The following is a 25979-nucleotide window of genomic DNA, read 5'->3' as shown; positions in this document are numbered from 1 at the left end:
GCACAGGGGGGTGGTGGGGGGGATGTCGAAGGCGGCGAGGAGCCGTTCGCGGGGCGTGAGGTCGGTGCGGTCGAACACGCCGGACAGAACGGAGGGGTCGAACCGGCGCAGGTACTCGGCGACGAGTTCGTCCTTGCCGGTGAAGTGCTGGTAGGCCGTGCGCTTGGACACCTCGGCCGCCGCGCAAAGCTGGTCCATGCCGGTGCGGTTGATGCCCTGCTCGCGGAACAGCTGCTGGGACGCGCTGAGGATGCGCTCGCGGGCGCCCCGGCCGCGGCGGCGGCCCGTGGGGCCCTTCTCCAACTCCGTCATGGATCCACCGTACCGCAGCTAGGTAACGACCGGTGTACATAGTTTGCGCCCTGGCCGCCCGCCCCGTACCGTAAGCACACAGGGCGGTGTACATAACACCGTCGCCCCAGGTGCACACGGCACCACCGACCCAAGGGAATGACTATGGGAAAGCTTGACGGCAAGGTCGCGGTCATCACCGGCGGCACCACCGGCATGGCGCTGGCCGGCGCGAAGCTGTTCGTCGACGAGGGAGCGCACGTCTTCATCACCGGCCGCCGCCAGGACGCCCTGGACGAGGCCGTGAAGCAGATCGGCCGCAACGTCACCGGCGTCCAGGGCGACGCCGCCGACCTGGACGACCTGGACCGCCTGTACGACACCGTCAAGCGGGAGAAGGGAAGCCTCGACGTGCTGTGGGCCAGCGCAGGCGGGGGCGAGCCCGCCCCGCTCGGCGAGATCACCGAGGCCCACTTCGACGCCGCGTTCTACCTCAACGCCCGCGGCACCCTGTTCACCGTCCAGAAGGCCCTTCCGCTCTTCAACGACGGCGGCTCCATCCTCATGACCGGCTCCAACGCCTCCCTCGGCGCCTTCCCCGGCTGGAGCGTCTACGCCGGCAGCAAGGCCGTCCAGCAGGCATGGGCCCGCGTCTGGCTCAACGAGCTCAAGGACCGCCGCATCCGCGTCAACGTCCTGACCCCCGGCCAGGTCGCCACCGCCAAGCAGGAAGAACTCTTCGACGAGGCCACCAAGCGCCAGTTCGAGTCCCTCATCCCCCGCGGCCAGATGGGCCGCCCCGACGAAATCGCCACCGCCGCCCTCTTCCTCGCCTCCGACGACTCCAGCTACGTCAACGGCATGGAACTCGTCGCCGACGGCGGCACCACCGCCATCTGAACCGAACAACCACAACCAGGGCAGGACATCTCATGAGCAACATCAGCATCATCGGCACCGGGAACATGGCCCGCACCATCGGCGGGCGGGCGATAGCGGGCGGCAACACCGTCGAGGTCATGGGCCGCGATCAGTCCAAGGCCGCTGACCTGGCCAAGGCTCTCGGCGGCGGCGCCACGGCGGGAGAATGGGGCACCGCCCCGGCCGGGGACATCGTCATCGTGGCCCTGTTGTACGACGGCGTCGTGCCGGTCGTCGCCCAGTACGGAGACGCTCTCGCGGGCAAGGTCATCGTCGACATCAGCAATCCCTTCAACTCCACGTTCGACGGGCTGGCCCACCGCGAGGAGACCTCGATCGCGCAGGAAGTCGCCAAGGCGGCCCCGGCCGGCGCCAGCGTGGTGAAGGCGTTCAACACCATCTTCCGCCATGTCCTGGAGAAGGGTCAGCCCGATGTCTTCATCGCCGGCGACAATGCGCAGGCCAAGGCAAGTGTGGAGGCGTTCGTCGAGAGCCTCGGGCTGCGCCCGCTGGACGTCGGCGGCCTGAAAATGGCGCACTGGCTGGAAGGAGCGGGCGTGGTCACGGTGGGCCTCGCCAACCACGGGGTGGGGAACTTGGACTTCGCCCTCAGCATCACCGAACTTCCCGTCTGAGCAAACGGTTGACTGAGCCTTTTCGGAGCGGCTGTCGATCGGGGGACGGAGCTGGCGTGAGGGCGGGTGCGCAACGGACAGGGCTCCCGTGCCGTTGAGGGAGGTGTCCGAAGTCTCAACTCACCAGCATAGGAGCCCTGTTGGTTCCCTGTCCTGCCGCACTCGACCTCCCACACGGGTGGTTGGTCAGTGGCGGCCGATGAAGAGCCGACCGTCGAAGGCGATGTCGAAGGCTTGGAGCGCGTCCTTCCAGCGCATGGTCCAGCGCTTTCGGCCTGTCCCGGTGGGGTCGAGGCTCATGACGGCCATGTAGACGCACTTCAATGCGGCCTGCTGCTCCGATACGTCGTGGTTGGAGGCGGTCAGCCAGTACGGCCTGTCGGTGATTGCTTCCAGGACGTCGATCACGTCGGCGTCCGACAGAGGCTCGTACCGTGCTGCATACCGGAGCGTCGCGTGGCACCTCCTTGAGCCAGGTTGGACATCCTCGACCTCGTAGGAGGCGAGCGCCACGTCGGCGCGGGAGAGCCGCTCGACCGTCTCCGCATGCTTGGCCGCCCACTGATCGCGATAGGAGCGCACCACCCGCTCGTGCCAGAGGCCTTCACGGCCGACGCTCGCGAGGAACCGCGTGTCGAGCATCATCGTGGCGACCGTGCCGACACCGTCGTCCAGGGACTCGTCCAGCCAGCCCAGTTGATCCGTGCTCTCTTCTCGAAGGCCAATACTCCACAGGCTGACCGGTAAGCCACCGGCCGATGGCCGTGGGTAAATGGACACGTCAGAGGAGTAGAGAGCGAAGCCCATGCCGGCCAGCGATCGTTCGATGGTGAAGTTGCCGCAGCACGGCACGCAAGCCAGGTCCGCGTGGCCAACTTCCCGCCGTTCCACGGTCGATGGCGCGCATCGGGCCGGGGATCGTGCCCTGGAACATCTCGCCCCCTGGGTGCGCGGCTGCGCTGAACCGCAACGCCCAGCCTGTAAGGGGCGGGCCGGCACCGCGTGCGAACTTGACACGAGCGATGCGTTCATCGGTTTCAAGCATGTCACCTATGTGCGACCTCGCGCTGGTCACCAGAGGCGGCATCCGGCCGACCTACAGGCTGGCCACCGCACTGCTCGACCACCGCCGGGGGGCGCTGAACGCCGGTGTCACGGTGACCAGACCGTCGGCGTTCGTCACCGCTGCGATCGCGCTGGCCGGCTGCGGTGGCGGAAAACCGGTTACGAGGTTGTTGGCGATGGCGACAGCCAAGGGGTGCACGGGAAGTGGTCCCACAGCGATTTTCTCGCTTGCCTTGGCCGTCGCTTGGCCGTCGGAGCGGAAGTTCCACGTCCCAGGCCGGGCGCAGGGCCCGTTCGCCGAATCCGCCTCAGCGGCGGTCCGCGCCCGGCTCGCGTACGTCCCTTCAGACAACGACAGGCACGCAGCCCGGCATGACGTTCGGCACTGTGACGGCCGGGATTGCCGAGCGACGTACCCGTCTCCGTCAGGTGATGTGCCGCAGCAGCGCGGCGACCGCCGGGGGTGCCTCGCCGGGAGGTCGTACCACCATGATCTTCCAGTTCGGTGCGTGCCGGTCGAACCGGTACTGGGGCAGGTCGGGGAAGCGGTACGCGATCGATTTGGGCGTGATGCAGACGCCCAGGTCGTTGCGGACCAGTTCGGCTGCAGCGCCGATGTCGTTCACCTCGAACGTCGTGCTGCGGTCGACGCCCGCGGCCCGGAAAGCCCGGTCGACCGCGTAGCGGATGGCCCAGCCGGGTGAGTGCCGGCGCCTCCTGTCCCAGCTGACGGCAGCGCCCGACACCGACCGGCCGGCGGCCAGGTTCCGCAGGTGCGGTACGGACAGCGCCCCGGTGGCCCCGCGGCCGGTCCGCCGGTGCCGGCGGACGCCCCGGCCACGCGGCCCGCGCAGGGCGCTCCCGCTCCGGCAGGGACATGAGCCCTCGGGGCCGGGCACCTGTCACGCCGCGGACGGGTACACCCAGTCGGGCTTCCCTCCGACCTCCTCATCGGCGGTCTCCTCGATGCTCAGGGCCGTGCGCAGCGCCCGCACCGCGTGGTGCAGGCGTGACTTGACGGTGCCCGGCGGGACGCCGAGCACGAGGGCCGCCTCGCGTGTCGACCTGCCGGTGTAGTAGATCTCGTACAGCACCTCCCGGTGCTTGGGCGACAGCCCCCGGATCGCGTCCTTGAGGATCATCGAGGACAACATCCGGTCGACGCCGTCGGGCTTCGCCAGCAACTCGTCCAGCCAGGCGGTGCCGTCGACCTCCCGGGGGCGGGCCATGCGTAACCGGTACTCGTCGATGACGATGTTGCGGGCCACCCGGAACAGCCACCGCCGCGAAGGCTCGCTGCCGCCCACGTCCTGAGTGCGCCAGCAGCGCAGCAGGGTCTCCTGCACCACGTCCTCGGCCCTGTGCCGGTCTCCTCCCAGCAGCCGCACCACGTAGGTGTACAGAGGGCTCGCCTGTTCGTCGTAAAGCGTGCGCATTGCGCGTTCCCGGGCGCTGGCCGCGCCCGAGGAGCCCATGACGGTCCAGCTCACGTTCGCACTCCCTCGTTCCGTGACCTCGTGGGGCCAGGTCCCGGGGCCGGGTTCAGCGGCCTTGATTCGTGGCGAGTCTTACGCGCGGGGTTACACGTCGAATGGACGCTCGATTGACGACGGGGGCGGTGGTTCCGTGGAGCGGAGGGCACGGACCGCGGCGGCGGGAGCGCCCGCGCCGTACGATCCTGCGGACAGTTCCCGGTTGACCTGCGCGTTTCTTCTCCGGTCGCACCGGCCTGGCGTGTGGTCGCCGCGGTGGCGAGGGCGTGCGGATGGCGATTGACGCCGCGCACCAATGCGGTGTCCTGGGCGGAACGACCGCCCCGTTCCGCGAGAACAGATCGTACGGTGAGCAGGATTCCCATCGTCGGCAGCATGATCAAGGCCGGTGGTGACCGGTTGAACCGTTTTCCCCTTCAGGCCGTTGGAGGGGAGGTAAAGCATCGCCGTGACCCACTTCGGTCATGACGAGGCCACGACCGGAGGTGTGTTCATGGCGAGTGGTGCGCGAAGGCACGCGGATACCGACGGGCACGGCCATAGACGGCCCAAGCGGCGTCTACGGCAGTCAGCAGATGAGGGATGTCGACGGTGTCATGGCCGGGGTGTCGTCGGGTTCGGGTTCGGGTTCGTGTTCGTCGGAGTCGCTGACCGGTGAGCTGTGGTGGGATCCGGTCCTGTGGCCGGGGTGTGTTCGTCCACGCCGTGGCGTTTGCCCCGGATTTCCTGGGCGTCGGGGTGGGTGGACGACTCTTCGAAGACCGCTAGTGCCTGCCGCCAGGCGATCTGGGCTGCCTTCGGGTCGTCGGCGGTCAGGAGGGCGTCGCCGAGGTGACTGAGGGTGTGGGCCTCGTCCCAGCGGTTGCCGATGTCCCGGAGCGCGTCCAGTGCCTGGTGGTAGTGCTCGATCGCGCTGTTGTGACGATGGAGTCGGTGCTGGATGGTGCCGAGGATGTCGAGTGTGACGCCTTCGCCCCAGCGGTCGCCGCCGGCGCGCAGGACGGTCAGGGCCTGCTCCAGGTGCTCGACGGCCTCGTCGAACCGGCCGAGTCGCTGGTAGGCGTCGCCCAGTTTGGCCAGGGCGAGGCCTTCCCCCCGAGCGTTGCCGTGCGTGCGGTCGAGGGCCAGCGAGCGGCGGATGTACTCGGTGGCCTTGTCGAGCCGGCCGAGCCGGAGATACGTGGTGCCCAGGTCGCGCATGGCCTGCGACCTGCCGACGGTGTCGCCGAGTTCCCGGCAGAGGGCCATCGCCTGCCGGAGGTGGTCGATGGCCTCGTCGTACCGGCGCATCATCGTCAGTACGACGGCCACGTCGTCGAGACTCCGTGCCTGGCCCGCGTGGTCGTGGGCGTCGCGGGCGGCGTCGAGTGCGGTCCGGGCGGTGGTGAGCCAGTCGTGCAGATGGCCGCGGAGGTGGAAGAACCCGCTCAGGGTGGTGGAGAGGCGCCATGCGAGGCCATGCCGGTGGGAGGTGGCGGCCTGGTGCACCGCGGCGACGAGGTTGAGGCGTTCGCCCTCGCACCATTCCATGGCCTTGTCGTGCGTGGTGAACGCCAGGGGGCGGCAGTCGGGGGGCAGCGCTTCGAGAGGGACCCGGCGGCGGTGCGGGGCGAGGTGGGCGCGGGCGGCGTCCGCGGTGTGCAGGTACCAGCGCAGAAGCCGCTCCACGGCCCCGTTGCGCTCCTGCGGTGTCTCTTCCGTGACGACGCGTTCGGCGGCGTGGACACGCAGCAGGTCATGCAGGGTGTAGCGGCCCGGCGCGTGCTCGGTGAGCAGGTGGGCGTGGGTGAGCTCCACCAGCAGGCCGCGGGTCTCCCGCAGGGGGAGCCCGGCGAGGGCGGCCGCGGCGGGCGCGGAGATGTCGGGGCCGCGGTGCAGGCCCAGCAGGTGGAACAGCCGGGTGGCCGGGACGGACAGGGTCTCGTACGACGAGGCGAAGACGGCCCGTACGTCCGTGGCGAGGTCACCCCCGGCGAACGCGTCGAGGCTGCCCTGGCTGTCATGCAGTTCCTTGGCGACGGCTTCGAGGGGGAAATCGGGGTGGGTGGCGGCACGGGCGGCCACGATGGCGAGCGCCAACGGCAGCCGGGCACAGCGCGCGATGATCTCGTGCGTCGCCCGAGGTTCCGCCGCCGGCCGTGCGGCGCCGAGGCGGCGCGCCAGAAAGCCGTGTGCCTCGGCGGGCGTCATCGGGTTCAGCGTCAGCGGATGCGCCCCCTCACCTGCGATCAGGCCGGTGAGCTGGGTGCGGCTGGTGACGATGACCAGGCACCCGGCCGAGCCCGGCAGCAGGGGGCGTACCTGTTCGGTGTCGCGGGCGTTGTCCAGGAGTATCAGCATCCGCCGGCGGGCGAGCAGGCTGCGGAACAGCGCCGTCTGGCCGTCGAGGCGGGCGGGTATGCGCTGCGGGGGGACACCGAGCGCATCGAGGAAGGTGCAGATGGCTTCCTCCGGTGGCATGAGGGAGTCGGCCGAGTCGAAGCCACGCAGGTTGATGTACAGCTGCCCGTCGGGGTAGCGGTGGGCGACCTGGTGGGCCCAGTGCACGGCCAGGGCGGTTTTGCCGATGCCCGCCATGCCGCCGATCACGCTGACCACGGTGGCCGGGTGCCTCTCGTCGTCGAGCAACAGGGCTTGGACCTGCTCCAGCTCGGCCCGGCGGCCGGTGAAGGCGGGCAGATCGGCGGGTAACTGGGCGGGGCGGGTCGCATTCCCGGTGGCTGGTGACACCCGAGCGTCGGCCTCGCCCTGCGGTAAGGGGGGATCCAGCGAGGTGTCGGCCGCCAGTATGCGGTCGTGCAGCTCCCGCAGCGACGGGCCGGGTTCGATGCCCAGTTCGGTCACCAGAGTGCTCCGGGTTCTGCGGTACGCCGCCAGCGCCTCGGCCTGCCGTCCGGACCGGTACAGCGACAGCATGAGCAGCCGGCACAGCTGCTCGCGCAGCGGGTGCTCGCCGGACAGCGCGGCCAGCTCGGCGATCACCTCGCTGTGACGCCCGAGCCGGACGTCGGTGTCCAGGCGGGACTCCAGCGTGGTCAGCCGCTCCTCCATCAGCCGGGAGCGTTCGGCCTCGGCCAGCGGGCCGGGGAGTCCGGCCAGCGGCGTCCCCTCCCACCCGTCGAGTGCGGCGCGCAGCAGATCCGCGGCAGCCGACACCTCACCCGCGGCACGCAACTTCTTCGCCTCGGCGACCCGCCGCTCGAACACGCCCAGATCCAGGAGGTGTTCCGGGACACGAGCCAGATATCCGTCCGCGGCCGAGACGACCACCCGTGGCAACTCACCGGCGCCGCGCCGGGGCTCCAGTACCTTGCGCAGCCGCGACGCATAGGTGCGCAGCATGGCCACGGCGGTGGGCGGCGGTTCTTCGCCCCATACGGCATCGACCAGTTCGGCGACCGTGACGGGACGCCCGCGTCGTAGTAACAGCGCTGTCAGCACCACTCGTTGTTGCGGCGAGCCCAGATCCAGTTCACGTTCACCGCGCCATGCCCTGACCGATCCAAGCACTGAGAAGCGCAAGGAATCCTCGTGAGCTGCCTTCACGAAACCCATGGGCGTGGTGGCCGAGGCCACCGGTGACACGGAAGCCGCCGAGCGAAGTGGTACGGGCGGCGCGTAGCAGGACACGTTCATCCGCGAGGTGACTCGACGCACGCCAACGTTGTCGCCGAAACTCGGCGATCCGGCTGGGCGACCACAGAGGACTGGACCGGGTTGCGGTGAACGCAGAGGTGGACGGTCCGCTCGAACGCGCCCAACAGCCGATGCGGGATCGATGCGTCGGGGCGGACGAGGGTGCCGAAGAATTCCTTGACGGTGAGGTGCGGGACAGCGTGCGGAACAGCGAACATACGGGCAATCCTCCTTCGTTCGTCTCAGTTCGGTCGGTGCGCTTGTCGAGGCTCGATGCCCTCAAGCGACGGGGTCGCCGACGGCTCCACCGGTGGCCGTGCGGATCGCGCGGGCGAGATGCCGGGAGAGGGCCGTCGCGCCGGTGAACTCCGTGATGTCGGCGTCGGCGATCCAGGCGGCGCCGATGTGCTCGTCCAGCACCCGCACGACCGCGGCGGTGGCCGCGGCGTGCATCCGCACCTCCAGAGCACCGGCCGGGCACTGGAGGCGGTCGCCGATGATCACGCACATCTCGCGTTCCACCTGGTCGCAGGTCATCAGCCACGCCGTGCGCAGCGGCGGCTCGGTGTCGGCGAGCCGGATCATCCTCATGGCGAGCATCTCGTCGGCAAGATCGACGGGCGGCTTTTCGCGACGGAGTCTGCCCAGTTCCGTGACCAGGTGGTCTTCGAGGGAGCGCTGCCGGGGCCAGCTGCGCAGCACACTCATCATGGTGACAACGCCCTGCACGATGATCGGCTCGGCACAGCTCTCCTTGCTGCGGAAGTGTCGCCAGATGGTGCGCGTGGACAGGCCCACGGCCTCCGCGTCTGATCGCCGCTCGTAGCGGCCACTCCCTGCTCCCAGAACAGGCGCGCCGCCTCCCGGGAGATCTCCAGTTGCAGCCGCGCACGCCGCTGCTCGCTCATCCCTCCTCCGCCGCGCTTGTCCGTCGCCATGGCGCCCCGTCACCCTTCCATCGTGTCCTCAAGTGACAGTATGTCACTAAGTGACACGCGCTGCCCTGGGAGTGTGACGGGGCCGCAAGATCAGCCGAAGGCCGCCCGCACGTACGGCAGTTGAGCGAGTCAGACCCTGGTCGATTTCTTCGCGTGCGTCGGAGCCGCTGCCGCGGGTCCGGGTGCCGGCGTCGGCTCGGGGCCGCCTTCGCTGAGGCCGTACCGCGTGTGGAGTCGGCGCAGGAAGCCGGGCGCGTACCAGGCCGAGCGGCCGAGCAGACGCATCGCGGCGGGGACGAGGACGCCGCGTACGGCGATGGCGTCGATGAGGACGGCCAGTCCGCTGCCCAGGCCGAACATCTGCATGAAGCTGATCTTGGCGGTGCCGAAGGCGAAGAAGCTCACCGCGAGCAGGAAGGCCGCCGCGCTGACGATGCGTCCGGTGTGGCCGAGACCGTTGACCACGGCGGTCTCGTTGTCCGCTCCGTGGTCGTGGAGTTCCTTGATCCGGCTGGTGACGAAGACCTCGTAGTCCATCGAGAGGCCGAAGGCGATGCAGAACATCAGCACGGTCATCGTCATCTCCATCGGCTGCGCGGTGAAGCCGAGGAAGGAGGAGAGGTTGCCGTCCTGGAAGATCCAGGTCATCACGCCGAGGGTGGCTCCCAGGCTGATCAGGTTGAGGACCAGTGCGCGCAGCGGCTGCACGATGCTGCCGGTGAACAGGAAGAGCAGCAGGAAGGTGGTGAGGACGATCAGGGTCACGGCCAGGGGGAGCTTGTCGGCGATGGATTCCTTGGCGTCGACGAGTACGGCGTCATTCCCTCCGACCAGGGGGTGGGTCCCAGGGGGCGGGGTGACCGAGCGCACCTGCTTGACCAGGCTCTCCGCCGCTTCCGACTTCGGTGTCAGGCTGCTCACCACGCTGATCCGCTGTGCGTCGGGCCGGCCGAGGGCGGAGTCGGCCGGGCCGATCGCCGCGGACTGTCCCTTGGTGTAGGTCCCCGTGCTGGTCTCGACACGCTCGACGCCCTCGAGCGCGGACAGTCGGCCCGCGTACGACGCCAGCGGGGCCTTGTCCACGGACTGGCCGATGGCGATGTGGAGGGCCGAGTCCTCACTGCCGCCGAACTTCTCGCGCAGTACCTGCGAGACCTGGCGGCTCTCGGCGTCCCCCGGCAGCACGCGTTCGTCCGGCGTGCCGAAGGTGATGTTCAGCAGCGGGCTCGCCGCGAACAGCAGCACGGCGAGGACGGGCAGTGCCGTGAGCGCGGGCCGCCGCATGACGGTACGCGCCAGCCGTCCCCACAGAGGCGCCCGGGCACCGGAGCGCTGCGACTTCGCCCACGGCAGTCGCCCGCTGTTGACCCGGTGCCCCAGAACCTTCAGCAGGGCAGGCATCACGAACAGGGTGCTCAGCGCGGCGATGGCGACCACACCGACTCCGGTGAAGCCCATCGAGCGCAGGAAGTAGTGCGGGAACACCAAAAGCGCCGCGAGGGCTGCCGCGACGGTCGCGGCGGAGAAGGCGACGGTGCGGCCCGCGGTGTGCACCGTCCCCCGGACGGCGTCGTCCACGCTCACCCCGGCCGCGAGCTGCTCCCGGAAGCGGCTGACCATCAGAAGGGCGTAGTCGATGCCCAGTCCGAGGCCCAGGGCGGTGGTGAGGTTGGTCGCGGTGTCGGCGACATCGGTGACGCTGCCGAACAGGAAGAGCTGGGCGAACGAGCCCATGATGGCGATGATCGCGATGACCAGCGGCAGCAGGGCCGCGACCACGCTGCCGAAGACGATCAGGAGCAGTACAAGGGTCAGCGGTACGGCGATCGCTTCGGCGAGGATCAGATCCTCGACCACCTGGTTCGACAGGCCGGCACCTACGGCGGCGCCTCCTCCGGCCTGAACGGTGAGGGCGTTCTTGTAGGTGCCGCTGTAGGTGTCGAGGATCTCCTTGGCGTTTTCCCGCTGCTCCGTGGTGTCGCCTCTCACGTGGGCGAGCACCATGGCTTCGCGGCCGTCCTGGGAGCGCAGGTCGGGGCTGTTCGTTTCCCAGTACGAGACGACGTTGCTGAGCCGCTTGTCCTTCTTGAGGTCGGCCACCAGGTCTCGGCCGCTCTCTCGGGAGGCGGGCGCGTCGATGTGGCCGTCGGGGGAGCGGACCAGCAGGACGAGGTTGGTCTCGCCGCCGAACTTCTCGTCGATCACCTTCGCTGCTCGGGTGGATGGGGAGGAGGGGTCGTCGAAGCCGCCCCCCTTCAGCTTGTCGAAGGCGCCCGCACCGACCACGCCCATGAGGGCCACGGCCAGGACGGCGACGACCAGAACCAGCCGGGATCGCCGAATCGCTAATTCGGCCATACGTTCGAACATGGATGATCTCCTTCGATGTTTCTTCTGGAAGGACGAGGGGTGTCGGCCGGGCGGGAGCCGGCGCGCAAATGCGTCGCAGAGCTCCTTCGCCCCATCAGGGGGGCGCGGTGCCGCGCTCTTCGTCGCCGAGAACGACGCTAGTAATGCAGCGGGTTTTTTAGCAGGGGGAGATTTACCTGACACTGTTAGATTTTCCAGTCAGGTTGTCATTTTCTGATGCTCCGTCGGGTCAGCCGCCGTAGGATCGCCGCATGTCCGCAGAGGAGTACGAGACGGTCCTGCCGTCTTTACGCCAGCGGCGCCGGGCCGTCGCCACCCAGGAGATCGTGGCCGCCGCCGAGAAGCACATCGCCGAGCACGGGCTGCACGCCTTGTCCCTGAGAGCGGTCGCCCGGGGCCTCGGTATGACCGTGCAGGGGCTCTACCACTACTTTCCGAACCGGGACGCCCTCGTCACGGTTCTCGTCGCCAAGGCGTACGAGGACCTGGCCGATGCCGTGACGGAAGCTGTCGACACAGCGGCGGACGAACCGGCTGTGCCGCGGTTCGTGGCCGCCGCCGAGGGCTATCGCCGATGGGCCGTCACCCACGTCGAGCGATTCCAACTGCTGTACGGAGCACCGCTGCGTCACTACGAGGCACCTGCCGGGGGCCCGACCACTCAGGCGATGCTCCGGATGAGTGACGTCTTCCAGCGTGAGGTGTTCGAAGGGTTCACCGTGGTGCAACTGGCCGCAGCCGACACCCCGGTGCTCTCGCCGGCTCTCCAGGCACATCTCAAACTCCTGTTTCCGCATGGCCCGGAAACCTTGCCGCCTCCTGCGACCGCTCTCTTCCTCAGCGCATGGGGGCACATGCACGGCATGGTCGTCCTGGAAGTCTTCGGGCACACCTCCTTCATCGGCGAACACCAGTCCGAGATCTTCCACACGGCGATGCGGGCCCTGCTTCAGGACATTCATCGCCGGATCCCCGCGCAGCCCGTCGGGACACCGGCTGCGCCCTGAAAGACGGAGCGCGTATACCCGGCTGCCGCGTGGGCGGCGAGCACCTGCTGGACGCGCTCGAACGGCTGGTCGTTCGACAGACCCGGACTCTCTGCTCATCGGCAGCGTCAGATCGCCTCGGCGGGCCGCAGCTCGCCGGCGAGGACCTCACGCCGCTTGGTGGCGCGCCGGACCGCCCAGATCCCCACGACCGCGGCCAGGCCGAAGAGCGGAAAGCCCATCGCGATCTTCGCGAAGGCCAGCCAGCCGGTGGTGGACGCCTCATAGAGCCACTGCTGCACGATGAACCGGGCCGCGAAGACAGCGAACAGAGTCAGTGTGGCGATGTCGTACGCGAGCAGAGTCGGCTTGTCCCTGCGCCATGCCTGCCCGCCGCCGTTGACGAGGTTCACCACGACGCCCACGAGCGGCCGGCGGATGAGGACGGAGATCAGCACGAGAGCGGCTTGGACGAGGCTGGCCCAGATGCCGACGAGGAAGAAGCCCTTGGCCGACCCGGTCCGGTACGCGATGAAGGAGGCGACCGCGGCACCGAAGAGCCCGGAGACCGCCGGCATGACCGGCTCCTTGCGTGTAAGGCGCAGGACGCACAGGCCCACGGCGACAGCGACGGCGGACCCGATCGCGCCCTTCAGTCCGAGGAGGGTGTTGGCCAGGACGAAGACCAGGATCGGGAGGTAGGTGTACGCCAGGCCGGTGGGGCCGCCCATCCGGTCGAGCAGGCTCGGGGCCTTCTTCTCCTCGGCAGCCGCCACAGGCCTTTCGGTGGCCGCCGCACGCCTTTCGGCAGCTGCCACATTCTTCTCAAGGCCGGTCGTCATGGGACGTCCTTCTTGTCGTAGGTAGTCGTGGGTAGTGGTGTGGTTGTGCAGGCGGTCACTGCCGTGCGCCCAGGTGCTGGGCGAGGAACCGCTCGGCCGCGCGGAACATGGCGATCACGTTCTCCGGGCTCACGAACATGTGTCCCTCGTCGTCGAAGACGACGTACTCGACCTCGGCACCGCGGGCGCGCAGGGCTTCGACTGCGGTTCTCGTCAGCGGTGACGTGGTGTGCCTCGGCCGCGGGCCGACTCCCTGCGCCCACACGTTCAGCCGGCCCTGCCACGGTGCGAGGTAGGCGATGCGGGTGCCGTCCGGGGAGATCGACGCACGGGCGCGCTGTGGCGGTGCGAAGAGCTCTTCAACGGTGAGGGTGCCTGGCAGAGCCATCGCGGGGTCCTTACGTTGTAGGTGGGTTGGCCGTCGATCGGATGTGCTCATGAGCCCGGTGTTCTCCGGGGGACCGGGTCGCAGATCGGTTCGGTGGTGCTCGCCCGGATCGCCCGGCTCAGGTGCGCGATCACCTCGTCGGTGTCGTACCGCGAGGCTTCGGAGACCACGGCGAGACTGATCTGTTCGGTGACGATGCGCACGGCAGCGGTCGCCGCCGCCGCGCTCAGGCGGATCGTGGCGTCATCGACGCGACGATCCAGCCGCCGCGCGATGATCGGGGCGAAGGTCTGTTCCGCCTGCCCGCACACCATCAGCCACGAGGCACGAAGCGCCGGTTCGTCGTGTCCCAGGCAGATGACCCGCATGGACCGGATGTCATCGAAGACCGTTTCCGGCGTCGGCGGATGCTCGGTCAGGTCCCGGATCCAGAAGTCCTCGAGCGACGAGCTGAGGGACCACCGCTGCAGCGACGCCATGAACCGGTACGCCGATGAAGCGAGCAGTGGCTCGACGCAGCTTTCCTTCGACCGGAAGTAGCGCCAGACCGTACGCGTCGAGACACCCCCCGCCGCAGCGATGTCATCGCCGCTGGTGGCCGCCCATCCGCGCGTCCAGAACAGGGTGGCGGCATGCCGGGAGAGGGCCATTCTGGTGCCGCTCGTCCCCATCACCCCAACCCCCCCATGTGTCATTTGGTGACACCGTGATCGTGTCATTAAGTGACATGGACTGCAAGCGGTCAGCGTGAAGTGCTTGGTCAGTTGCTGGATTCGAGGTTACGTGACACCTTGTGCGAGTCACTTAGTGACATTGACTCCTGACGCGACAGACCGAGGAGAGCAAGATGACGTGGACACTGCCTCAGCGGATGTACCTGCTCAGCTGCGACGTGAAGGACGGCGAGGCGCGCACCGGCCCGGGCCGGTTCCGAGGTCATCTGATGCGCGCGGCGGCATTGACCGAGCTGAGCTTCCTGGCGCTGGTGAGGGACGAAAGGGGCAAGGCGGTGCCCGCCGCGGCCGAGGGCGTCGACGACCGCTTCCTGGCGTCCGTCCTGGACGACGTGTCGTCCGGCAAGCCGCGGCGCTGGTCAAGCCTGATACAGCACGGAACGCACGTGGCGGAGGCAGCCGTGCGCGCTCAACTGGCCGAATCCGGTGCCGTCATCGTCGTGGGATCTCCCGGCCTGATCACCGGCGGTGACGTCGTCGTCAACGACGTCGAGCAAGTTCTCGGCCTGCGGGAACGGGCGAGGAACGCGGTGCTGCTCGACCAGGACCCGACCGTGATCCCCACAGAAGACCTGGCCATGGCACTGCTCGCTGCCGAGGGCGAGGTCGACAGCGTCTTCACGTTGTCCGAGCGCTGGGGACACAGGCGCCGACTGAAGACCCTGACCAAGCACCTCGAGGCGAGCGCCCCTCCGCTGCTCACCGCCTTCCGCACTGCGAACGCCACCGCCAGGTCCTACAACGGCGGCTGGGCGTAGAGCGGACAAGGCGCACGCCGGCCACCGCGGGGTGCGGTCGGAGGCCGCCTGCGGTCGTTGCCGGAGCGCTGTCCGTCATGAGACGGATCATGTTCGGTGGGCCGGAGGCCAACCAGGACGGTCTTGTCCAGGGTGTGCCACACCCAGGTGGCCGAACGCGTGCGGGCCTATCGTTGCGGCATGGACAGTGGCAACCCACTGGGCGAGTTCCTCCGCGCCCGGCGAGAGATGACCAGCCCGTCCCAGGCCGGGCAGCCATGGTCGGGCCGGCGCAGGACGCCGGGCCTGCGCCGGGAGGAGGTCGCCCAGTCCTCCGGAGTCAGCACCGACTACTACGCACGGCTGGAACAGGGACGAGAAAAGCACCCTTCCGCACAGGTGGTGCACGCTCTGGCCCGTGCCCTCGGACTGAATCCCGAGGAAACGGCGCACCTGCACGAGCTGGCGCGAACGGCTCGTGGCCCCGTCCGGCGAGGTGGCGGTAAGCCCGTCGGACCGAGGCTGCTGCGCTTGATGGACGGATGGCATCACACACCCGCGCTGATCATCGACCGCCGGCTGGATGTGCTGGCCGGCAACCGCCTCGGACGTGCCCTCTTCGCCGGGATGCTGGACCAGGGCGAGACCAACCTGGTCCGCTTCACCTTCCTGAACCCGGACGCCCGGGACTTCTACCCCGACTGGGAGCGGGTCGCCAGGTCCGGGCTCGCGGCCCTGCGCGCGGGCAGCGGCAACCTGGTGAACGATCCCCGGCTCACCGAACTGGTCGGCGAACTGTCCCTGAAGAGCCCGGAGTTCCGCAGTCTGTGGGCCCGGCACGATGTACGGGGCAAAGCCCACGAGGCCAAGTCCTTCAACCACCACCAGGTCGGCGAGCTGACCCTGACCTACGACTCGTTCACCGTCGACAGCGCGACGGACCAGCAGCTCATCGTGTACCAGGCCGAGCCCGGCAGCGCTTCCCAGCAGGCCCTGGCACTGCTCGGCACGGTGGCCGCCGACCTGCCCGTCTTGCCAGCCGTGTCACTTAGTGACTACATTCAGGAGGGTTGAGGCCACGGCTGGGGGTGCGGCATCGCCACGAGAAGCACAAAGCGGGAGCGCCCGTTCGACGGCGCCGCAGACAAGCTGGCCGAAGCTCGGATGGCCGTGTCACGGCACGCGTCCGCCCTGTTCTGGGCGCATGGGGTGGCAGCCACCAGCGGCGACGACATCGCCGCCGCCGCCGGCATCTCGACCCGCACCGTGTGGCGCTATTTCCGCTCCAAGGAGAGCTGCGTCGAGCCGTTGCTGGCCGCGTCGGCGTACCGGTTCATGACAGCGCTGCGCAGATGGCCGCTCTCCTCATCGTTCGAGGACTTCCTGACCGCGGAGCTGCCCGATTCTCCACCGACGTCGCAGGACCTGCTCGATGACATCGCATCGATGCGCATCATTTCCCTCGTACGTGACGAGCCGGCCCTGCGCGCCTCATGGCTGATGGTGTGCGGCCAGGCCGAGCAGGCCTTCGCCCCGATCATCGCGAGACGTCTGGACCTTCCCGCCGACGACTTCCGGGTCTGCCTGAGCGCGGCGACCGTGACGGCGGCCGTCCGCGTGGTCAATGAGGAAATCAGCATCGGGGCGGTCGCCGGCGCCCGGACGTACACCATTGACGACGTGATCACGCAGTTGGGCCGAGCCATCCGGATCAGCAGCAACGAGCCGATCTGCGACCCGAGGGCGCGGCGGCCCCTTCTCTAGGGCCGCCGGACGCTCTCCGTCACGACGTGTTGCTGTTCGAGCGGCCGAAGAACTCGATCTCGGCGATCGACACCTGCTTCCTGTCGTCGGCGGCGTAGGCCGAGCGCAGGATGAAGCGCACGGCGACGACCTCCCCGACACGGAACTTGCGCCGCTGGCCGCCCGCGCTCTGATCGAGGGTGATGGTCCGGGTGCTCGTCTTTCCGTCGGCCGTGGTGATCTGCGCCTCGATGAGGCGGGGGAGGGCCGACTCCTGAAGCTGGTCCACCTTGGTCGATACGCCGGAGGTGACGACCAGGTCCAGCAGACGGGTCGGCCGGTCGAAGCGGGCCTCGATCCACTCCCCCTCTCCGGACTGCGCGACACCCGGCCCCCACCAGGTGTTGCTGAGCTTGTCGAAGGCGAGCCCGGCACCGTGGCCGGCGTACGAGCGCGACGCCTTGACGCCGGTCGGGACCACCGGGGCCCGCTTGGCGAAGTGGTCGCGGACCGCGTCGACCCCGGCACCGATGTTGAGGACGAGCGTGACGATCAGGGCGAGTACGAGGGCGCCGACGCCCCAGTTCATGACGCGTCCGAAGCCGCGGCGCAGACGGGGGCGGTCGCCGGCCCACGGGGTCTCCTCGGCCCGGAAGCCCGGTAGCCGGCGCCACCAGGGCTGCCGGTCCGAGGGGCGCCGGTCGTCGCCCGCCATCGGCATGGCGCAGCGGCCGCAGTAGTGCCGGTCGGGGCGGTTCGGAGTGGCACACCAGGGGCAGGGGAGGCCGCCGTCCGGACCGGACTCGGGGCCCGGGGCACGGACTTGGGGGCGGTTCGCGACCGGACGGCCCGGCAGGACAGGAGCGACAGCGGGGGACGCGGGCGCGCGGGGTTCGGGGTCGCTCACGGGTATGAGGAGCGACCTGGCCCGTTCGGCGGCGGACGGGACCGGCTCGGTGTCGGCGGCGTCGTCCCAGTCGGTGTCCGGGTGGGTGTCCGGGTGGGCGTCCCGGTGGGTGTGCGGATGGGCGCCGTCCGCCCGGCCGCCGCCGGCGGCCGGGCCGGTGGAGGCCGTCGTCGTGCCCGGCTGGTGGAACGAGACCGCCCCCGAACCGGTCGAAGCGGTGGTGGAGTTGCGGGATCGGGGCAGGAGGGGAGGCGCGGCTGGGGAGCCCGTGGGCTCGGTGGGTGACTGCCATGTCCCCTCGTGCCCGGAGGCCGGTGCGGTGTCCGGCTTCCCGGCCCCGGCGGCCGTACCGGCACCGCGCGCGGTGTCCGCTCCCCGGGGACCGGACGACCCGGCGTCCGGCCGGGTGTCACCTGTCTGTCCCGCCAGCCGGGGCGCGCCGTGGAGGCCGCTTCCCGTTCGGGGAGCCGTGTCCCGCTCCGGCCAGTCGTCGGCCCCGGACCTCCCGGCCCCGCCGCCCTGCCACCGGGCCTCGTCCCCGCTCTGCCGGCCGCTGCCCGGCCGGGCCGTGCCCGCGAAGGCCGGGTCGTGCCCCGTACGAGCCGTACCGGTGCCGGCTTCCGGCCGGGGGAACGCGTCCCCTCCGGGCCGGTCGCCGCCGCCCCGCTCGCCGGGAGCGCCGCCGTCGGCCCCGGCGCCCTCACGCGAGGGGCCGTCCGCCGCCGTGCCGGAGGCGCCGACGGCGCTCCCGGGCACGGAGCCGTGCGCCGGTGCGGCGCCATCCGCGCGCACGGGTTCCGTACGAGCCGCATCGGACCGGTCCGGGCCGCCGGACCAGCCGAGTACCGCCCCACAGGACTCGCAGAAGGACTGGCCGGGCTCCGCCCGGGTGCCGCACTCGGCGCAACTGCGGGCCGGCTCCCGTCCCGTGCCGGAGGTCTGGCTGGTCATCTCTGGGGAGTCCTTCCGTCGGCGGTCACCTGGACCGTGTAGGGCATGTGGGCGGGGCGTGCGGCCGCCACGAGGCTGTCGAGGCGGTGTTCGTCCGTGGAGGTCGGGTGGGGCAGCCGCAGCGTGACGCGCAGGTGCGGGCGGCGGTCACCGGGCACCGGACCGAGGGGCCCGGCATGCCAGGCGGCACCGCCGCTCTCCGTGATCTCCGGCGCCACGCCGAACACCAGGCGTACCGCCTCGGACAGTCCGCGACCGGTGCCCCGTATCCGGTGCAGATACGCGGCGGCGGCGACGGCGGCGCGCAGCCGGTCGTCCGGCTCGGTGCCGTCGGTCTCCGCGCCGACCCAGCCGGCCAACCACCGGGTGAAGTCCACCGGGGCCAACGACGGCGTGAAGTAGGAGTCCAGACAGTCGAGAACGGCCAGGATCGGCGCGAGCACCTCGTCGAGCCCGCCGACGAACCGCTGTGCCAGCTCGTCGTCGGCGAACACGGCGGGAAGTGTTATCCCGATGGGCGCGGAGGATCCCAGCCCGTCGATCGAGCCCCTCACGGCCTGTCTCCGATCACGCGGACCCGGTGGTCGAAGGAGAAGACCAGGGACGGGGGTTCGAGGTCGATGCGGTTGGTGGCGTCGCCGCGTTTGCCGGTCAGGGGGTCGGCAGGGTGGAGCTGGACCTCGTCGACCAGTTCGACGCCGGGGACGCGCTGGAGGACGGCGAAGACCTCGCCGGACTGCACCGGGCGGCCGAAGGGCCAGCCCCGGCCGTCGGCGCCGCCGGTCAGCGGGTCGAGGTGGCGGTAGAGCGCGTCGTGCGCCTGCCGGCGGACCCGGTCCGTGTCGGTGCCGCGGAACGCGTGGAGCGTGGCGACCACCGTGACGCCCTGGTAGAAGGGCGGGCCCACCGCCAACCGGGTGCCGATCAGGCGGCGTTCGTCCAAGTAGCGGGTGATCCGGCGCAACAGCGCGTCGCCCGGGACAAGTTGCTCGAAGCGCAGTCGGCCGCCGGGGTCCGGCACGGCCTGGGGGACCACCAACACCCGTACCGCGTACGCCCCGTGCTCGCCCTCGTCGCCCTCCAGGCAGGTGATCCGGGCCGTCTCCGGGGCGGCACGGCGGGCGAGTTCCTCGTAGTCCCGCAGGGTCACCGCCCGCTCCTGGGCGCGCAGCGTGATGGGCGCCCGGACCTTCGCCTCCTCCACCGTCTCGCCGTCGACCCCGCCGCGCGCGGCCTCCCGGTTGACGACCTCGGAGACGTACGGGACGGACGTGCGCAGCACCTGGACGGTGCCGCGTGCGACGTTTCCGGCCCTGCCCCCGCCGGTGCGGTAGCGCCGGGCGCGGACGACGGAGCCCTTGGGGGCCACCGCCCCGTACTGACGCAGTGTGCCGTCGGGTTCCCGTACCGCCGGACCGAAGGCGATCTCGCCGGTGGCGGCGTCCAGGGTGACGTGCCGGTCGTCCGGGCCGGAGGCGGCGAACGACGGGACGACCTCCCAGTCCCTCCAGCCGTCGTGCTCGGCGGTCTGCAGCAGCACCGGAGGCGTGTCGCCCACCACGGGGGCGTGGGCCAGCCGCAGCCGCTGACCGGGCAGGCCGGTGGACTCGCCGAGTGCCTCGTCGTACACCGTCTCGGCGTGCACGGCCGTGGTGGTGCCGCCGAGCGTGAACGCCTCCACGGCGCGGACCGTCGGCGAGGCGGTGTAGAAGGGCTGGTCGGACAGTGGTCGGGTGACCCGGCAGCGCAGCCAGCCGGCCTCCTGCCCGCCGGTGCGCGACAGGGTGTGCGCGCCGGGGACGTGCAGGACCACCGCGCCCGGCCGGTTCAGGCCGCCGGTGCCGTCCCGGTCGACCTCGCAGGCGGTCCAGCCGTCCTCGGTCCACGCCTCCCAGACCAGCGGAGGCTGCCGCGGGTCCACGCCGACACCGTCGACCCGGCTGTCCAGCTCCAGCGCGACCGCGCAGTGCGGTACGGCGGCCGTGAGCCCGAGCAGCATGCAGTCACCGGGCCGCGGGGCCTCGGAGAAGCACATCAGGTCCTTGCCCTCGGCGAGGTCGGCGGTCCGGTCGGTGACGGGCTCACCGCTGTGCTGGACCACGAGATGCCGCAACTCGCAGGGCACGAGCGTCAGTTGGCGCTCGGTGGCGAAGACGGTGGCCTCCTCGCTCTCGGTGCGCGTGGTGGCGACCTCGGTGCCCACCGGCAGCAGGACGGGCTCCTCCTGCGGCGCGGACAGCCAGAACGTGACCTCGGTACGGGCCGCGGAGGGCGGGAAGAGAGTGATGCCCACAAGATCCAGGAACGCCAGGTGGTTCTTCTCCGGCACCCGGTTGAGCCGGTAGACGATCTGGTCGGCCATGTGGGCGACCGTCTCCACCAGGGTGACGCCCGGGTCGGAGACGTTGTGGTCGGTCCACTCCGGGGCGCGCTGCTGGATGTAACGCTTGGCGTCGTCGACGAACTGCTGGAAGCGGCGGTCGTCGAGGTTCGGGGAGGGCAGGGCCATCAGCGGTCGCTTTCAGGGGAGTTGCCCGCGCGGAGGGCGTCGGGCTCCTCGTGGGAGGGGATGACGTAGAACGGGAAGACCAGGCTGCGCGGGTTGTTGGTGCCGCGGATCGAGTAGCGGACGTCGATGAAGAGCACGCCCTGTTCGGTCTCGGCGCCGGCGGTCACCTCGACATCGCTCACCTCGATGCGCGGCTCCCAGCGCTCGAGGCTCGTGTACACCTCGTGCTGGATGCGGCCCGCGGTGGCCTCGTTGACCGGGGCGAACACCAGGTCGTGGATGGCACAGCCGAACTCGGGGCGCATCGGCCGCTCACCGGGCGCGGTGGCCAGGATCAGCCGGATGGCCTCCTGGATCTCGCGCTCCCCGCTGACCAGGGCGATGCCTCCGGTCGGTCCGATGCGCAGCGGGAACGCCCAGCCGGAACCGACGAACTGCTCGGCCATCAGATCACCGGCTTCCCGCTGGCGATGACCATGAGGGGCGGGGCCACCAGCTTGATGGTCGGGGCCGTCACACTGACGCCGGCCGGCCCGGTCGCACTGAGCTGCACACCGCCCGCGGGGCTGAGCGCCCCGAGGGCCAGGGTGCCGGCCGTGGACCTGACGTCGAGGGCGGAGTTGGCCTGGATGTTCATGCGTCCCCCGCTCTTGATGGTGAGGGACTTGCCCGCCGAGAGCGTCAGGTCCGTGCCCGCGTCGACGGACACCGAGGTACTGCCCGTGATGCTGACGGCGCCCTTGCTGTCCACGGTGATCTCGGTCCTGGTGCGGTCCAGGTTGATGATCAGCCGGTCGTTGCCGGTGGCCAGCCGCACGCCCTGCTTGCGCGGGCCGGTCTGCTGGCTGAGCAGGTCCATCCGGTTGCCGTCGCGGTCGGACACGGTGTGCAGGACGGCTTTCTTCTTGACCGGGTCGTGCAGCCACATGTCCTTCACGGGGGTCGGCTTGTCCACGCCGTTGTAGAGGCCGCCGATGACGAAGGGGTGGTCGAGCGCGCCCCGGTCGAAGGCGACCAGTACCTCGTCGCCGACGTCCAGCGGGAAGATCCCGCCGCCCCCCTTCCCGCCCGGCTGCACGGTCCGCGTCCAGTCGCTGACGTACGCGTCGTCCAGCCACGGGAACTGCAGCTTCACCCGGCCCTGCTTGAGCGGATCCCCCACGTCGGTGACCAGCGCGTTGGCCACGCCCGGCAGCCGGGGCGCCGCCGGGGCGCCGCCGGACGTCAGGCCGAACAGTGAGCGCCACTGCCGGCCGCTCACGGTCACCAGCGTCTCGTAGTGACGGCCCGCACCGATGGTGTGCCGTACGGAGGTGAGCGTGTACTTGCCCTCGAAGGGGAAGCCCACGTCGCTGAGCGCGATGGCCACGCCGGGGCGCAGCACGGGATTGCCGCGCACCGTGACCTCCAGCTCGGCGAACGAGGAGGTGATGTCGTCCGCGAGGGAGGCGGCGGCGAACTTGACCTCGGGCCGGCGGTCGTACGGAGTGTCGGTCTCGACGAGTCTGGCGGCCTTGAAGGCCGTGGCCGCCTTCTGCGGAGTGGTCCCGATGGCGAAGGCGGGGTTGGTTCCCGCCTTCTTGAGTTCGACGATCTTCTTCTTGGCCGGGATGTCCCAGCCGCGCGCCTCGACCTTGTCGACCTGGTCGGCGGCGGTGACGGCGGCCCGGCAGCGCAGTACGTTCTGACGGTTCAGCGCACGGGGGTCCGGATGGTCGGGGGAGCTCACCGGGGGAGCTGTGGACGCCGGGTCCGGTTCGCCGAAGTCCAACTGTCCCTCGGCGTTCAGCGACATCACCATCTTGTTCTCGTCGGCGAGCCGGGCGAGGAAGTCCCAGTCCGTCACGTTGGACTGGCTGATGAACTCGTAGACCGTCCTGGTGCTCTCGATCCTCCCGATGGCGATGCCGTTCATCGCGGCCAGCTTGCGCGCGATGTCGGAGGCGGTCTGGTTGCGGTACGCGGCCACCCTGCGCACCCGCATCAGGCGGTGGCCAGGGTCGTACCCGCGGATGACGGCGAACGTACCCGTGCCGTCGTAGTCGATCTCCATGCCGGTGACCTCGCCGGTGAGCAGCGGGGACCCCGCGCCCTTGCCGTCGGCGACGGAAGCGATGACCACCTTGGAGCCGAACCTGACGTTCAGCTTGCCGAGCACATCCCGGTCCGGGTTACGGAAGGTGAGCCGGAACTCGCCCGGCACTCCGGCCCCGAGGTCGACCCAGCCGCCGACGAGCCGGTTGATGTACGTGTCCGGGATTTCCTGGCTGTCGAGGGTGACGCGGAGGATGCTCGAGTAGGACGGCTTCGGCATCAGAAACGCACCTCCTCGGCGGCCGGGAGGATGAGTTCGATGCCGGTGGGCAGGTGCGCGGGGTCGTCGATCCCGTTGGTCTCGGCGATCGCGCGCCAGGCGGACGCGTCGCCGTACTCGCGCCAGGCCAGCGACTGCAGGGAGTCACCCGCGACGACCCGGTGCACGCTCTGCGCGGTGAGGGCGCCCGAGGTCGGGTTCTGGCCCTCGATCGTGCTGGGGATCTCGTGCAGCGCCACCTGGCAGGTGGCCCGGATCGGCACACCGGTCGTGCCGAACAGCGAGTAGGTGACGTCCACCGAATTGACGTACGAGATGAAGCGGGCCGTGGAGAACGAGCCCCACTGGAACACCACCCAGGGCGGCGAGGGCTGGTTCGCGGCGATGCTCTTGGCCGTCACCTCGCAACATTTCAGCAGGGACTCCACGTTCTTCAGCACCGCGTTGCTGCTCGGCTTGGCGGACGAGTCCAGGAAGATCTCGACCGCCATCCGACGCGGTTCGGGCCCCATGAACTCCGGGACCGTGCCGTCGCGCACGGCCGCGGCCGGCGTGGCCATCCACTGCGAGCTTCGGGCCAGCTGCAACTGCGAGGGGTTGAAGTCGAAGTTGAACGTTCTGATCAGGCCGCCCGGCGTGGTGCTGGAGCCGACGGGCGGTTCGTGGATGGCGAGTGTGGCGCGCACGAGGCTCTTGCCCGCGCCGCCCTTGCTTCCCCTGGCCATGTGGTGTCCCGTCCCCTCAGTCCGTGAACCCGTGGTGGGCGATCTCCAGGACCTCCGTGGCGACGGCCGGGTTGGCCGGGTCCAGGGTGGGGCCCTGCCAGCTGACCGGCAGTGCGTCGATCAGCCCCCAGTGGGCCACCTCCGAACCGTCCGCCCGCAGTGCGGCGATCTGCGCGGTCGGCCGTGTGATGCCCGTGGACACGGAGGAGATCCAGGCCGCGACCTTTGCGGTGTCCGGGGTCAGCGGTCGGGTCAGCCGGATGTTGGAGTGGCTGACCCGCGACGGAAGCTGCCAGACGAACCCGTTGTTGCCGCCCTCCTGGCGTTGTTCGATCTCCACCGCGGACGAGAGCCCTTCGCACCCGTTGAAGTAACCGAGGCTCTCGCCGTCGATGGTCAGGGTGAAGAAGATGGTGGAGCCCGGGTCGAGTCTGCGGGGCATCGGGGGCGGCCTTTCTGCGGATGTCGGTCGTGCGGGTCTTGCGGGTCGTGTGGGTCTTGCGGGTTCGTGCGTGGTGGGGCGGGTCGTGCTGGTGCTGCTGAGTGCCGGGTGCCGGGTGGTGGCCGGTCAGCGCCGGGGGTCGCGGAGCTTGCCGATCCGCTCCCGGTCGAGCCGCAGTTCGGTGCGGATCAGCCGGGTGATCCGGCCGACCAGCTTGTGTGTCAGCTCGTCGAGCTGGAATTCGGTCAGGGAACGGGGGTCCAACTGGCCCTCGGCGACTGCGGAGTACCCAGGCGGGGGTTTGTCGGGGTGGTCCGCCGGTGGCGGCTCACTGTCGGAGCCGGACCCGGACGAGTCGCGCGACGAGGTGCCGTGGGCCGAGACGGCGGAGACGGCCCTGGTGGTCGTGGCGGGCGTCGGCTGGGGCCTACCGCCTGGGTTCCGTTGTACGGGGATGGGTGCGCGGGCTTGTACGGGGGCGGGCGCGGGCGCGGGGCTTGCGGGGGTGACGACGGCGTTGGTGTTCGCGGTTCCCGGTGCCTTGGGCGCCCTCGGGCCGGCAGCTGCGTGTCTCTGGACAACTGCCGGGGTGGGGAGGGCGCTTGGCCTCAATGTCGTCGGCGGGACCGCTTTGGGGGCGCCGGTCGGCGGGGTCGTACCGGGACCGGAGCCGGCGGCCGAGAGGAGTGGCACTGCGCGGCCGGCGGGAGGGGGCGGGGTCACGGCCCGCTGTACCGCCTGTCGGGCGCCCGGCGATGAGGGGCGCTCGCCGGCGGGCGCCGGGCGGCGCAGTGGGACGGCGGCCGGGGTTGCCCGGCGCTGGACGGCGGGGGGCGCCGTGGGCGTCGGAGCCGGGGTGAGGGCGCGGGTGGGGGCCAGGCCGCGCACCGGAGAGGCCACGGTCGGCGCGGACGCGTCCACGGTGGGCGCGTCTGCGCTCGCCGTGGTGCGCTGTGCTGTCGGTACCGGCGCGGGCCTGCCGCTTTCGGCCGGGGAGCCCGCACTTGGGGGGATCACCGTGGCGCGCTGTACCACAGGGGCGTTGGCGGCCGGGGCCCGCAGAGGTACGGCCGAAGGGCGGTGGGGCGGTGCCGCCGGTGTGAAAGCCGGAGTTCCGCGGAGCTGGGCGGCGGGTCGTGGCGTGCGGTCCGGTGCCCCGCCCTGGTGCGCTGCCGTCGCACGCTGAACGGGAGGCGCTCCGGCAGAGCCCGAACTGCCGTGAGAGGTAGGCCCGGAGGGGGATTTCGCATCCGGCGGCGGGGCGGAAAGGGGTGCCCCGAGCAGAGGGCGCTGCCGCGGTGTGGGCGTGGTGGTGCGCTGGACCGGGGTACGGGAGGGGGCGGCTGCCGGGG

Annotated in this window: 24 protein-coding genes and 2 pseudogenes; 6 read left to right on the top strand and 20 right to left on the bottom strand. The window is 70.4% G+C overall.

Annotation, left to right across the window (positions count from 1 at the left end; all coding sequences use genetic code 11):
* On the bottom strand, nucleotides 1-312 hold a 312-nt coding region (locus FPZ41_RS28255; RefSeq protein WP_131572309.1), incomplete at its 3' end, for a TetR/AcrR family transcriptional regulator.
* A gap of 144 nt (nucleotides 313-456) precedes the next feature.
* Here FPZ41_RS28255 and FPZ41_RS28250 point away from each other — a divergent pair.
* Together FPZ41_RS28250 and FPZ41_RS28245 are read left to right on the top strand one after the other, a co-directional pair.
* Nucleotides 457-1191 (top strand): SDR family NAD(P)-dependent oxidoreductase, encoded by a 735-nt coding sequence (locus FPZ41_RS28250; RefSeq protein WP_030354521.1) that lies wholly within the window; start codon nucleotides 457-459, stop codon nucleotides 1189-1191.
* A 32-nt stretch (nucleotides 1192-1223) separates the two neighbouring features.
* Nucleotides 1224-1847 (top strand): NADPH-dependent F420 reductase, encoded by a 624-nt coding sequence (locus tag FPZ41_RS28245; RefSeq protein ID WP_152866484.1) that lies wholly within the window; start codon nucleotides 1224-1226, stop codon nucleotides 1845-1847.
* A 186-nt stretch (nucleotides 1848-2033) separates the two neighbouring features.
* On the opposite strand, the pseudogene FPZ41_RS28240 reads toward FPZ41_RS28245, so the two are convergent.
* The 8 genes and pseudogenes from FPZ41_RS28240 to FPZ41_RS28210 all read right to left on the bottom strand — a co-directional run.
* Nucleotides 2034-2183, bottom strand: a pseudogene (locus FPZ41_RS28240) (IS256 family transposase); the annotation flags it as partial.
* 156 nt (nucleotides 2184-2339) lie between these two features.
* Nucleotides 2340-2879, bottom strand: a pseudogene (locus FPZ41_RS50360) (putative antirestriction adenine methyltransferase); the annotation flags it as partial.
* Between the two features lie 64 nt (nucleotides 2880-2943).
* Nucleotides 2944-3102, bottom strand: a complete 159-nt coding sequence (locus FPZ41_RS28235) for a hypothetical protein (RefSeq protein WP_194236234.1) — start codon at nucleotides 3100-3102, stop codon at nucleotides 2944-2946.
* A 235-nt stretch (nucleotides 3103-3337) separates the two neighbouring features.
* Nucleotides 3338-3811: a LysR substrate-binding domain-containing protein gene (locus FPZ41_RS28230; RefSeq protein ID WP_322620834.1), complete on the bottom strand. Its 474-nt coding sequence runs from the start codon at nucleotides 3809-3811 to the stop codon at nucleotides 3338-3340.
* A 3-nt stretch (nucleotides 3812-3814) separates the two neighbouring features.
* Nucleotides 3815-4402, bottom strand: a complete 588-nt coding sequence (locus FPZ41_RS28225; RefSeq protein ID WP_322620833.1) for a sigma-70 family RNA polymerase sigma factor — start codon at nucleotides 4400-4402, stop codon at nucleotides 3815-3817.
* Between the two features lie 597 nt (nucleotides 4403-4999).
* Entirely contained in the window at nucleotides 5000-7960 is a 2961-nt protein-coding gene (locus tag FPZ41_RS28220; RefSeq protein ID WP_152866487.1) for an AfsR/SARP family transcriptional regulator, read from the bottom strand.
* A 360-nt stretch (nucleotides 7961-8320) separates the two neighbouring features.
* Nucleotides 8321-8839 carry a TetR/AcrR family transcriptional regulator gene (locus tag FPZ41_RS28215; RefSeq protein ID WP_228023029.1) on the bottom strand — a complete coding sequence of 173 codons (519 nt, stop codon included), beginning with the start codon at nucleotides 8837-8839 and terminating at the stop codon, nucleotides 8321-8323.
* A gap of 269 nt (nucleotides 8840-9108) precedes the next feature.
* Nucleotides 9109-11349 carry an MMPL family transporter gene (locus FPZ41_RS28210; RefSeq protein WP_152866483.1) on the bottom strand — a complete coding sequence of 747 codons (2241 nt, stop codon included), beginning with the start codon at nucleotides 11347-11349 and terminating at the stop codon, nucleotides 9109-9111.
* A 251-nt stretch (nucleotides 11350-11600) separates the two neighbouring features.
* Between FPZ41_RS28210 and FPZ41_RS28205 the strand changes: the two genes are divergently transcribed.
* Nucleotides 11601-12356: a TetR/AcrR family transcriptional regulator gene (locus FPZ41_RS28205; RefSeq protein ID WP_152866482.1), complete on the top strand. Its 756-nt coding sequence runs from the start codon at nucleotides 11601-11603 to the stop codon at nucleotides 12354-12356.
* A 107-nt stretch (nucleotides 12357-12463) separates the two neighbouring features.
* Here FPZ41_RS28205 and FPZ41_RS28200 read toward each other — a convergent pair whose 3' ends face one another.
* The 3 genes from FPZ41_RS28200 to FPZ41_RS28190 are packed head-to-tail and all read right to left on the bottom strand — an operon-like array spanning nucleotide 12464 to nucleotide 14215.
* Nucleotides 12464-13177, bottom strand: coding sequence for a DUF3159 domain-containing protein (locus FPZ41_RS28200; RefSeq protein ID WP_152866481.1), 714 nt, complete (start codon nucleotides 13175-13177; stop codon nucleotides 12464-12466).
* A gap of 55 nt (nucleotides 13178-13232) precedes the next feature.
* Nucleotides 13233-13565, bottom strand: a complete 333-nt coding sequence (locus FPZ41_RS48690; RefSeq protein WP_228023028.1) for an alpha/beta hydrolase family protein — start codon at nucleotides 13563-13565, stop codon at nucleotides 13233-13235.
* A gap of 47 nt (nucleotides 13566-13612) precedes the next feature.
* A complete protein-coding gene (locus FPZ41_RS28190; protein ID WP_228023027.1) occupies nucleotides 13613-14215 on the bottom strand; it encodes a TetR/AcrR family transcriptional regulator in 603 nt (200 codons plus the stop codon).
* A 197-nt stretch (nucleotides 14216-14412) separates the two neighbouring features.
* Between FPZ41_RS28190 and FPZ41_RS28185 the strand changes: the two genes are divergently transcribed.
* The 3 genes from FPZ41_RS28185 to FPZ41_RS28175 all read left to right on the top strand — a co-directional run bounded on the left by FPZ41_RS28185 (nucleotide 14413) and on the right by FPZ41_RS28175 (nucleotide 16800).
* Complete coding sequence (locus FPZ41_RS28185) at nucleotides 14413-15057, top strand: GOLPH3/VPS74 family protein (protein WP_152866479.1); 645 nt, start codon at nucleotides 14413-14415, stop codon at nucleotides 15055-15057.
* Between the two features lie 180 nt (nucleotides 15058-15237).
* Complete coding sequence (locus FPZ41_RS28180; RefSeq protein ID WP_152866478.1) at nucleotides 15238-16110, top strand: helix-turn-helix transcriptional regulator; 873 nt, start codon at nucleotides 15238-15240, stop codon at nucleotides 16108-16110.
* A gap of 90 nt (nucleotides 16111-16200) precedes the next feature.
* Nucleotides 16201-16800 carry a TetR/AcrR family transcriptional regulator gene (locus FPZ41_RS28175; RefSeq protein WP_152866477.1) on the top strand — a complete coding sequence of 200 codons (600 nt, stop codon included), beginning with the start codon at nucleotides 16201-16203 and terminating at the stop codon, nucleotides 16798-16800.
* A 19-nt stretch (nucleotides 16801-16819) separates the two neighbouring features.
* On the opposite strand, the gene FPZ41_RS28170 is transcribed toward FPZ41_RS28175, so the two are convergent.
* From FPZ41_RS28170 to FPZ41_RS48685, 8 genes are all read right to left on the bottom strand, one after another.
* On the bottom strand, nucleotides 16820-18637 hold the full coding sequence (locus FPZ41_RS28170; RefSeq protein WP_194236235.1) for a zinc ribbon domain-containing protein: 1818 nt from the start codon (nucleotides 18635-18637) through the stop codon (nucleotides 16820-16822).
* Nucleotides 18634-19191, bottom strand: coding sequence for a phage tail protein (locus tag FPZ41_RS28165; protein ID WP_322620832.1), 558 nt, complete (start codon nucleotides 19189-19191; stop codon nucleotides 18634-18636). The genes FPZ41_RS28170 and FPZ41_RS28165 overlap by 4 nt, the downstream gene beginning before the upstream one ends.
* Nucleotides 19188-21146 (bottom strand): putative baseplate assembly protein, encoded by a 1959-nt coding sequence (locus FPZ41_RS28160; protein ID WP_152866476.1) that lies wholly within the window; start codon nucleotides 21144-21146, stop codon nucleotides 19188-19190. The genes FPZ41_RS28165 and FPZ41_RS28160 overlap by 4 nt, the downstream gene beginning before the upstream one ends.
* Complete coding sequence (locus FPZ41_RS28155; RefSeq protein ID WP_152866475.1) at nucleotides 21146-21592, bottom strand: GPW/gp25 family protein; 447 nt, start codon at nucleotides 21590-21592, stop codon at nucleotides 21146-21148. Before FPZ41_RS28155 ends, FPZ41_RS28160 begins: the two co-directional genes overlap by 1 nt.
* Nucleotides 21592-23460 carry a VgrG-related protein gene (locus FPZ41_RS28150; RefSeq protein ID WP_152866474.1) on the bottom strand — a complete coding sequence of 623 codons (1869 nt, stop codon included), beginning with the start codon at nucleotides 23458-23460 and terminating at the stop codon, nucleotides 21592-21594. The genes FPZ41_RS28155 and FPZ41_RS28150 overlap by 1 nt, the downstream gene beginning before the upstream one ends.
* Entirely contained in the window at nucleotides 23460-24185 is a 726-nt protein-coding gene (locus tag FPZ41_RS28145) for a CIS tube protein (protein ID WP_152866473.1), read from the bottom strand. Before FPZ41_RS28145 ends, FPZ41_RS28150 begins: the two co-directional genes overlap by 1 nt.
* A gap of 16 nt (nucleotides 24186-24201) precedes the next feature.
* Entirely contained in the window at nucleotides 24202-24627 is a 426-nt protein-coding gene (locus FPZ41_RS28140; protein WP_152866472.1) for a phage tail protein, read from the bottom strand.
* A gap of 126 nt (nucleotides 24628-24753) precedes the next feature.
* Entirely contained in the window at nucleotides 24754-24891 is a 138-nt protein-coding gene (locus FPZ41_RS48685; protein WP_228023026.1) for a hypothetical protein, read from the bottom strand.
* Nucleotides 24892-25979: the final 1088 nt, after the last annotated feature.

It is taken from the genome of Streptomyces acidicola (genome assembly GCF_009377235.1).
Lineage (GTDB): Bacteria > Actinomycetota > Actinomycetes > Streptomycetales > Streptomycetaceae > Streptomyces > Streptomyces acidicola.
This window is presented reverse-complemented; position numbering and strand designations above follow the sequence as displayed.